The organism is Nostocoides japonicum T1-X7, assembly GCF_001046855.1.
GTDB classification, from domain to species: Bacteria; Actinomycetota; Actinomycetes; order Actinomycetales; family Dermatophilaceae; genus Nostocoides; species Nostocoides japonicum.
This window is the reverse complement of the sequence record NZ_HF570958.1, coordinates 2,981,032-2,989,546: the sequence shown is the minus strand read 5'-3', so window position 1 is coordinate 2,989,546 and position 8,515 is coordinate 2,981,032. Positions and strand designations below refer to the sequence as shown.

The 8,515-nt window shown below is 74.1% G+C and carries 10 protein-coding genes; all 10 read left to right on the top strand.

What is annotated here, in order from left to right; all coding sequences use genetic code 11:
* A partial coding sequence (locus tag BN12_RS13430; RefSeq protein WP_048553192.1) for a phenylalanine--tRNA ligase subunit beta-related protein occupies positions 1-514 on the top strand: 514 nt, incomplete at its 5' end.
* A 43-nt stretch (positions 515-557) separates the two neighbouring features.
* Positions 558-1,601 (top strand): N-acetyl-gamma-glutamyl-phosphate reductase, encoded by a 1,044-nt coding sequence (argC, locus tag BN12_RS13425; RefSeq protein ID WP_048556393.1) that lies wholly within the window; start codon positions 558-560, stop codon positions 1,599-1,601.
* Positions 1,602-1,606: 5 nt separating this feature from the next.
* A complete protein-coding gene (locus BN12_RS13420; RefSeq protein WP_048553187.1) occupies positions 1,607-2,014 on the top strand; it encodes an ACT domain-containing protein in 408 nt (135 codons plus the stop codon).
* Entirely contained in the window at positions 2,011-3,162 is a 1,152-nt protein-coding gene (gene argJ, locus BN12_RS13415; RefSeq protein WP_048553185.1) for a bifunctional glutamate N-acetyltransferase/amino-acid acetyltransferase ArgJ, read from the top strand. Before BN12_RS13420 ends, argJ begins: the two co-directional genes overlap by 4 nt.
* Positions 3,159-4,082 (top strand): acetylglutamate kinase, encoded by a 924-nt coding sequence (gene argB, locus BN12_RS13410; RefSeq protein WP_048553184.1) that lies wholly within the window; start codon positions 3,159-3,161, stop codon positions 4,080-4,082. The genes argJ and argB overlap by 4 nt, the downstream gene beginning before the upstream one ends.
* Positions 4,079-5,281: an acetylornithine transaminase gene (locus tag BN12_RS13405; protein WP_048553182.1), complete on the top strand. Its 1,203-nt coding sequence runs from the start codon at positions 4,079-4,081 to the stop codon at positions 5,279-5,281. Before argB ends, BN12_RS13405 begins: the two co-directional genes overlap by 4 nt.
* Entirely contained in the window at positions 5,278-6,237 is a 960-nt protein-coding gene (gene argF / locus BN12_RS13400; protein WP_048553181.1) for an ornithine carbamoyltransferase, read from the top strand. The genes BN12_RS13405 and argF overlap by 4 nt, the downstream gene beginning before the upstream one ends.
* Complete coding sequence (locus tag BN12_RS13395) at positions 6,234-6,737, top strand: arginine repressor (protein ID WP_048553178.1); 504 nt, start codon at positions 6,234-6,236, stop codon at positions 6,735-6,737. The genes argF and BN12_RS13395 overlap by 4 nt, the downstream gene beginning before the upstream one ends.
* Positions 6,734-8,161 (top strand): argininosuccinate lyase, encoded by a 1,428-nt coding sequence (gene argH, locus BN12_RS13390; protein WP_048553176.1) that lies wholly within the window; start codon positions 6,734-6,736, stop codon positions 8,159-8,161. Before BN12_RS13395 ends, argH begins: the two co-directional genes overlap by 4 nt.
* A partial coding sequence (locus BN12_RS13385; RefSeq protein ID WP_048556392.1) for a DNA-3-methyladenine glycosylase occupies positions 8,158-8,515 on the top strand: 358 nt, incomplete at its 3' end. The genes argH and BN12_RS13385, both read left to right, overlap by 4 nt.

Sequence of the window (8,515 nt, the reverse complement as noted above, 5' to 3'; positions counted from 1 at the left end):
CTCCGCCCTCGGCGTCGAGCTCGGCGTCGCCGCCGCGGACCGGGCGCCGTGGCATCCCGGCCGGTGCGCCTCGGTGCACCGTCCCGACGGGACCGTCGTCGGCCACGTCGGCGAGCTGCACCCCAAGGTCGTCACCGCGCTCGACCTGCCGCCCCGCACGGTGGCCGGCGAGCTCGACGTCGACGCGCTCATCGCCGCCACGGGCGAGCCCGTCCAGGCGCACCGGCTCTCGACCTACCCGCAGGCGACGACCGATGTCGCGCTCGTCGTCGAGGAGTCGGTCCCCGCCGCGTCGGTCGAGGCCGGGCTCCGCGACGGGACCGGCGACGACCTCGAGGCGCTCGTCCTCTTCGACGTGTACCGGGGCGGCCAGGTGGGGGAGGGACGGAAGTCCCTCGCATACCGGCTCGTCGTCCGAGCACCCGACCGGACCCTGCGGACCGAGGAGGTCAACGCCCTCCGCGACCGCGCCGTCGCTGCCGTCGCCGAGCGGACCGGCGCCGTCCAGCGCTGACGCGTGGATGAATGAAGTTGCGATATAGGGTATGGTCATGCAGATGTCGGTCAGGGTCGCGGTCGCCGGGGCGAGCGGGTATGCCGGGGGAGAGGTGCTGCGCCTGCTCCTCGGTCACCCGGCCGTCGAGATCGGGGTCGTCACGGCGTCCTCGAACGCGGGGACACGTCTCGGCCTCATCCACCCGCACCTCACCCCGCTCGCCGACCGGATCCTCGCCGAGACGTCGGCCGCGACGCTCGCGGGTCACGACGTCGTCGTCCTCGCCCTGCCCCACGGCCACTCGGCCGCCATCGCCGAGGAGCTCGGCGACGCGACCGTCGTCATCGACTGCGGCGCCGACCATCGGCTCACCGACGGGCAGGCCTGGGAGAGGTTCTACGACACGACGTATGCCGGCAGCTGGCCCTACGGCCTGCCCGAGCTGCCGACGGCCGACGGCCCGCAGCGCGACGCCCTCGTCGGCGCGCGGCGGGTCGCGGTGCCGGGCTGCTACCCGACGGCGGTGACGCTCGCCCTCGCGCCCGGCCTCGTCGCGGGGGTCGTCGAGCCGGACGACATCACCGTCGTCGCCGCGTCGGGCACCTCGGGGGCCGGCAAGGGCCTCAAGCCGCACCTCCTCGGGAGCGAGGTCATGGGGTCGATGTCGCCGTACGGCGTCGGCGGCGCGCACCGGCACACCCCCGAGATCGAGCAGAACCTCGCCCGTGCGGCGGGGCGGCCCGTCGCCGTCTCCTTCACCCCGACCCTCGCGCCCATGCCCCGCGGCATCCTCGCGACGGCCACGGCGCGCCTGGCGCACGACACCGACCCGGTCGCTGTCCGGGAGGCGTGGGAGAAGGCATACGGCACCGAGCCCTTCGTCCACCTGCTGCCCGAGGGGCAGTGGCCCTCGACGGCCTCCGTCGTCGGGAGCAACTGCGTGCACCTCCAGCTCGCCGTCGACCAGCACGTCGGGAGGGTCGTCGTCGTCGCAGCGGTCGACAACCTCACGAAGGGCACGGCAGGCGCGGCCGTCCAGTGCCTCAACCTCGCCCTCGGCCTCGGCGAGACGACGGGCCTGCCGCTCGCGGGGGTGGCGCCGTGAGTAGGATGCCGAGGCACCTCCTCCACCATCCCGAGGAGCTGGCCGTCGTGCGGCTCGAGAGCGGGACCGAGCCGGACTGGGAGTGGCGGGGCGGGCCGTACGCCTCGATGACCGCCTCGGCCCACGAGACGTCCGTCGTGTGCCTCGCCGATCGCGTCCCGGCCGGAGCGACGTCCAACGGCCCCTACCACGGCTTCGAGGTCGCCGGCCCGCTCGCCTTCGACATGTACGGCGTCCTCCACGGACTCCTCGAGCCGCTCGCGACCCGCCGGATCGGCATCCTCGCGATGTCCACCTACGACACCGACTGGATCCTCGTTCCGGCCGACCGGGCCGAGGAGGCCGCCGACGCGCTCAAGCGGTCCGGCTGCCTCGTGACCCCACCCGTCCTGCCAGGAGGATCGAGCACGTGAGCATCACCGCCCCCACCGGCTTCCGCGCCGCGGGAGTGGCCGCCGGCATCAAGGCCAGCGGCGCCCCCGACCTCGCCCTCGTCGTCAACGACGGTCCGGACCGCGCCGCCGCCGCGGTCTTCACGAGGAACCGCGTGGAGGCGGCGCCCGTCACCTGGTCGCGGCAGGTCGTCGCCGACGGACGCGTCGACGCCGTCGTCCTCAACTCCGGCGGCGCCAACGCGTGCACGGGCGCGCAGGGGTTCCAGGACGCCCACCGCACCGCGGAGCACGCCGCGGACGTCCTCGGGATCTCCGCGGGCGACGTCGTCGTGTGCTCCACCGGCCTCATCGGCGAGCTGCTCCCGATGGACGCGCTCCTCACCGGTGTCGACGCCGCGTGTGCCGCGCTGTCCGCCGACGGCGGGACGGACGCCGCGACGGCCATCATGACGACCGACACGGTGAGCAAGGAGGCCGTATGCCGGGCCGACGGCTTCGTCGTCGGCGGCATGGCCAAGGGCGCCGGCATGCTCGCGCCGGCTCTCGCGACGATGCTCGTCGTCGTGACGACGGACGCGGTGGCGACCCCGGAGGAGCTGTCCGCCGCGCTCCACGCCGCGACCCGCGTGACCTTCGACCGCGTGGACTCCGACGGCTGCATGTCGACGAACGACACGGTCGTCCTCCTCGCCTCGGGGGCCTCCGGGACGACGCCGTCGCGGGAGGACCTCGCCGAGGCGGTGACAGCCGTCTGCGCCGACCTGGCGCGCCGGCTCGTCGCGGACGCCGAAGGGGCCCATCACGACATCGCCGTCGAGGTGCGCAGCGCCGCGACGGAGGAGGACGCCCTCGAGGTCGCGCGGTCCGTCGCCCGCAACAACCTCTTCAAGTGCGCCGTCTTCGGCAACGACCCCAACTGGGGCCGCGTCCTCGCCGCCGTCGGCACGACGTCCGCCGCCTTCGACCCCGGCGCGCTCGACGTCGCGATGAACGGCGTCGAGGTCTGCGTCGCCGGCGGGGTGGGGGCCGACCGCGCGCTCGTCGACCTCACCGCGCGCGAGGTCCACGTCACCGTCGACCTCCACGCCGGTGACGCGACGGCGACGATCTGGACCAACGACCTGACCCACGACTACGTCCACGAGAACTCGGCCTACAGCTCATGACCCCCGACACCGTCCGCGGCACGCTCGACGCCGCCGCCATCCGGGTCGCCCAGTCGAAGGCCCGGACGCTCGTCGAGGCGCTGCCGTGGCTCGAGCGGTTCCGGGGATCCCTCGTCGTCGTCAAGTACGGCGGCAACGCGATGGTCGACGACGCGCTCAAGGCGGCCTTCGCCCAGGACGTCGCCTTCCTCCGGTATGCCGGCCTGCGTCCCGTCGTCGTCCACGGCGGCGGACCCCAGATCAAGGCGATGCTCGACCGGCTCGGCCTCACGAGCGAGTTCCGGGGCGGGCTGCGGGTCACGACGCCGGAGGTCATGGAGGTCGTCCGGATGGTCCTCACCGGGCAGGTGGGGCGCGAGCTCGTCGGCCTGCTCAACCAGCACGGTCCGCTCGCCGTCGGGATGTCCGGCGAGGACGCCGGCCTCTTCGGCGCCCGCCGCAAGGGCCTCGTCCTCGACGGAGAGGCCGTCGACATCGGCCTCGTCGGGGACGTCGAGGAGGTCGACCCGTCGGCCGTCCAGGACATCCTCGAGGCCGGCCGGATCCCCGTCGTCTCCACCATCGCGCCGGACCTCGACGCCGACGGCCAGGTCCTCAACGTCAACGCGGACACCGCCGCCGCCGCCCTCGCGTCCGCCCTCGGGGCCCACAAGCTCGTCGTCCTCACCGACGTCGAGGGGGTGTACTCCCACTGGCCGGACCGGTCCTCGCTCCTGTCGCGGCTCGACGTGGCGGGGGCGAGGGACCTCCTCACCCGGGTCGACGAGGGGATGATCCCCAAGCTGGAGGCCTGCATCCGGGCCGTCGAGTCCGGCGTCCCCCAGGCCCACGTCGTCGACGGACGACAGCCCCACTCGATCCTCCTGGAGATCTTCACGAGCGAGGGCATCGGCACGCTCATCGAAAGGGGCGACCAGTGACCGGCTCCGAGGACCTCCTCTCCCGCTACGAGAACGCCGTCCTCGGCGTCTTCGGGCGCCCCTCGCTCGTCCTCTCCCACGGTGACGGCGCGTGGGTGTGGGACGTCGACGGCAACCGCTACCTCGACCTCGTCGGCGGCATCGCCGTCAACGCCCTCGGGCACAACCACCCCGCGCTCGTCGCCGCCGTCTCCAAGCAGGTGTCGGAGGCGGTGCACGTCTCGAACCTCTTCACGACGCCCGCCCAGATCGCGCTCGCCGAGCGCCTCCTCGCCATCACCGACGCTCCACCGGGGTCGCGCGTCTTCCTCGCCAACAGCGGAACCGAGGCGATCGAGGCCGCGGTCAAGCTCGCCCGACGCACCGGGAGGACCGGCATCGTCGCCGCGGAGAACGCCTTCCACGGACGGACGACGGGGGCGCTCGCGCTGACCCACAAGGCCGCATACCGCGAGCCCTTCGAGCCCCTCCTGCCCGGGGTGACCCATGTGCCGTACGGCGACAGCGACGCGCTCGCCGCCGCGGTGACCCCGGAGACGTCGGCCGTCGTCCTCGAGCCGATCCAGGGGGAGGCGGGGGTCGTCGTCCCGCCGGCCGGATACCTCCGCGACGCCCGCGAGATCACCCGTGCCGCGGGCGCCCTGCTCGTCCTCGACGAGATCCAGACCGGCATCGGTCGCACCGGGTCGTGGTTCGCCTTCCAGGAGGCGGGGATCGTGCCCGACGCCGTGACCGTCGCCAAGGGCCTCGGCGGCGGGGTCCCGATCGGTGCCCTCGTCGCCCTCGGCTCCGACGCCGCCGCGCTCCTCGCCCCCGGGCAGCACGGCACGACGTTCGGAGGGAACCCGCTCGCGGCCTCGGCGGCCCTCGCGGTCCTCGACACCATCGAGCGCGAGGGCCTCATGGACCACGCGACCGAGGCGGGCCGGCACCTCGCGGACCGGGTCGACGCACTCGGTCACCCGCTCGTCACCGAGGTCCGGGGGCGCGGGCTGCTGCGCGCGATCGGGCTCGCCGAGCCGGTCGCCGCACCACTCGCCACCGCGGCGCGGGACGCGGGCTTCATCGTCAACCCCGTCGCGCCGTCCGCGATCCGGCTCGCCCCTCCGCTCGTCGTCGGCGTCGACGAGCTCGACCTCTTCGTCGACGCGCTTCCCGGCCTCCTCGACACCGCCCTTCCCGACCAGGAGACCCCATGACGCTTCGCCACTTCCTCCGCGACGACGACCTGTCGCCGGCCGAGCAGCGCGAGGTCCTCGACCGGGCGGCGGCCCTGAAGAAGGACCCTTTCTCCGACCGCTGCCTCGAGGGTCCCCGAGCCGTGGCCGTCCTCTTCGACAAGCCGACACTGCGGACCCAGGTGTCGTTCGCGACCGGCATCGCGCACCTCGGCGGGTTCCCCCTCGTCGTCGACGGGCGGCTCGCGGGGATCGGGCAGCGCGAGTCCATCGCCGACACGACCCGCGTCATCACCCGCCAGGCCGCGGCGATCGTCTGGCGCACCTACGGCCAGGACCGGATCGAGGAGATGGCCGCCCACGCGACGGTCCCGGTCGTCAACGCCCTGACCGACGACTTCCACCCGTGCCAGATCCTCGCCGACCTGCTGACGATCGAGGAGCACACCGGGTCGCTGCCGGGCCGCACCCTGGCCTACGTCGGCGACGGGGCGAACAACATGTCCCACTCCTACCTCCTCGGCTGTGCGACGGCGGGCCTCCATGTGCGCATCGGCACGCCGGACGCCTACCCACCGCGGGCGGACCTCGTCGAGCGGGCGCGCGAGATCGCCGCCGGCACGGGCGGCTCGGTGACCGTGACGAGCGACCCGTCCGCCGCCGTCGACGGCGCCGACGTCGTCGTCACCGACACGTGGGTCTCGATGGGCCAGGAGGACGAGGCGGCCGACCGCAAGGGCGAGGTGAGCCCCTTCCCCCCGTATGCCGTGACGCCGGCGCTCCTGGCCCACGCCGCACCGGGGGCGGTCTTCCTCCACTGCCTGCCGGCATACCGGGGGCTCGAGGTCGCCGCGGAGGTCATCGACGGACCGCGGTCGGCCGTGTGGGACGAGGCGGAGAACCGGCTCCACGCACAGAAGGCGGTGCTGTCCTGGCTCCTGGAACAGGCGAGGACGGAGCAGGCGGGACGGCCGTGACGGTCGCGACGAGCAGGGGGGCGCGCCAGCAGCGGATCGTCGAGATCCTCTCCCAGCGCGCCGTCCGGTCGCAGACCGAGCTCCTCGAGCTCCTCGCCGCGGACGGCATCGAGGTGACCCAGGCGACCCTGTCGCGGGACCTCGTCGACGTCGGCGCCGAGAAGGTCCGGGTCGGCAAGGGTCTCGTGTATGCCGTGCCGGGCGAGGGCGGCGACCGCACCGTCCGCCCGGCCCCCGATGAGGAGTCGTTCGCCGGGCGGCTCACGCAGCGGTGCCGGGACCTCCTCGTCTCCGCCGAGCCGAGCCACAACCTCGTCGTCGTCCGCACCCCGCCGGGAGGCGCCAGCTTCCTCGCCTCCGCCCTCGACCATGCCGCCGTCGAGGGGGTGCTCGGCACCATCGCGGGCGACGACACCATCATGGTCATCACGACGGGCGCCCCCGCGAGCCGGCGGACGGCGGACCGGCTCATCGCCCTCGCAGGGAAGGACACCGCGTGACCGACGACAGCACGGCGACGAGCGACCGGCTGAGCCTGTGGGGCGGGCGGTTCGCGGGGGGACCGGCGGACGCCCTGGCCGAGCTGTCCCGGTCGACGCACTTCGACTGGCGCCTCGCGGCATACGACATCGCCGGGTCGCGTGCCCACGCTCGGGTCCTCCACCGAGCGGGGCTCCTCGACGATGGGACCCTCTCGGCGATGCTCGACGGCCTCGACCGCCTCGCCGCCGACGTCGCCTCCGGGGCCTTCGGGCCGGCACCCGACGACGAGGACGTCCACACCGCCCTCGAGCGGGGCCTCATCGAGCGGGTCGGACCCGACGTCGGCGGCCGGTTGCGCGCCGGGCGGTCGCGCAACGACCAGGTCGCCACCCTCTTCCGGATGTACCTGCGCGACCACGCGCGCGTCGTCGGGGGACTCGTCCTCGACGTCGTCGACGCCCTCGTGGCCCAGGCGACGACCCATCTCGGGGTCGCGATGCCGGGGCGGACCCACCTCCAGCACGCGCAGCCGGTCCTGCTGTCCCACCACCTCCTCGCCCACGCGTGGGCCCTCCTGCGCGACGTCGACCGGCTCCGCGACTGGGACACCCGCGCGGCCCTGTCCCCGTACGGGTCCGGGGCCCTCGCCGGCTCCTCGCTCGGTCTCGACCCGGAGGCGGTCGCGGCCGACCTCGGCTTCCCGGCCGCCGTCGAGAACTCCATCGACGGCACGGCCTCGCGGGACTTCGTCGCCGAGCTCGCCTTCGTCCTCGCCATGACGGCCGTCGACGTCTCGCGCATCGCCGAGGAGGTCGTCCTCTGGGCGACGAAGGAGTTCGGCTTCGTCACCCTCGACGACGCGTACTCCACGGGGTCGAGCATCATGCCGCAGAAGAAGAACCCCGACGTCGCCGAGCTGGCCCGGGGCAAGGCCGGGCGGCTCATCGGCGACCTCGCCGGGCTCCTCGCGACCCTCAAGGCGCTGCCCCTGGCCTACAACCGCGACCTCCAGGAGGACAAGGAGCCGGTCTTCGACGCCGTCGACACGCTCGAGGTGCTCCTGCCCGCGTTCTCGGGGATGGTGGCGACGATGGTCTTCGACACCGCTCGGCTGGAGTCCCTGGCCCCGCAGGGGTTCTCGCTGGCGACCGACATCGCCGAGTGGCTCGTCCGCCAGGGCGTGCCGTTCCGGGTGGCGCACGAGGTGGCCGGCACGTGCGTCCGGGTGTGCGAGGAGCGGGGCATCGAGCTGTGGGACCTCACCGACGCCGACCTCGCCGTGATCAGCCCGCACCTGACACCCGGCGTCCGCGACGTCCTGTCCGTCGAGGGGTCGCTCGCCTCCCGGGACGCGAAGGGCGGCACCGCCCCGGTCCGGGTCGCAGAGCAGCTCGACCGCGTGCGTGCCGCGGCGGCCGGGGCGAGGGGCTGGGTCGACTGAGCCGGCTATCGCGCTCCTTCTTCGACGAGGACGTCCTCGACGTCGCGCCGACGCTCCTCGGGTGCCTCCTCACCCACGGCGGGGTCACCGTGCGCCTCACCGAGGTCGAGGCGTATGCCGGGTATCTCGCCGACCCCGGGTCGCACGCCTTCCGCGGCGAGACCCCACGGACGAGCGCCATGTTCGGGCCGCCCGGGCACCTCTACGTGTACTTCACCTACGGCATGCACTACTGCGCCAACGTCGTCTGCGGGCCTGTCGGCCGCGCCTCCGCCGTCCTCCTGCGGGCCGGGGAGGTCGTCGCCGGGCACGCGACCGCCGCCGACCGGCGGCCCGGGATCCGCGAGCGCGACG

Bases quoted from the DNA above. Each gene is read 5' to 3' on its own strand.
- argB (WP_048553184.1), top strand. From the start codon at position 3,159: ATGACCCCCGACACCGTCCGCGGCACGCTCGACGCCGCCGCCATCCGG.
- BN12_RS13420 (WP_048553187.1), top strand. From the start codon at position 1,607: ATGCCGAGGCACCTCCTCCACCATCCCGAGGAGCTGGCCGTCGTGCGG.
- argF (WP_048553181.1), top strand. From the start codon at position 5,278: ATGACGCTTCGCCACTTCCTCCGCGACGACGACCTGTCGCCGGCCGAG.
- argC (WP_048556393.1), top strand. From the start codon at position 558: ATGTCGGTCAGGGTCGCGGTCGCCGGGGCGAGCGGGTATGCCGGGGGA.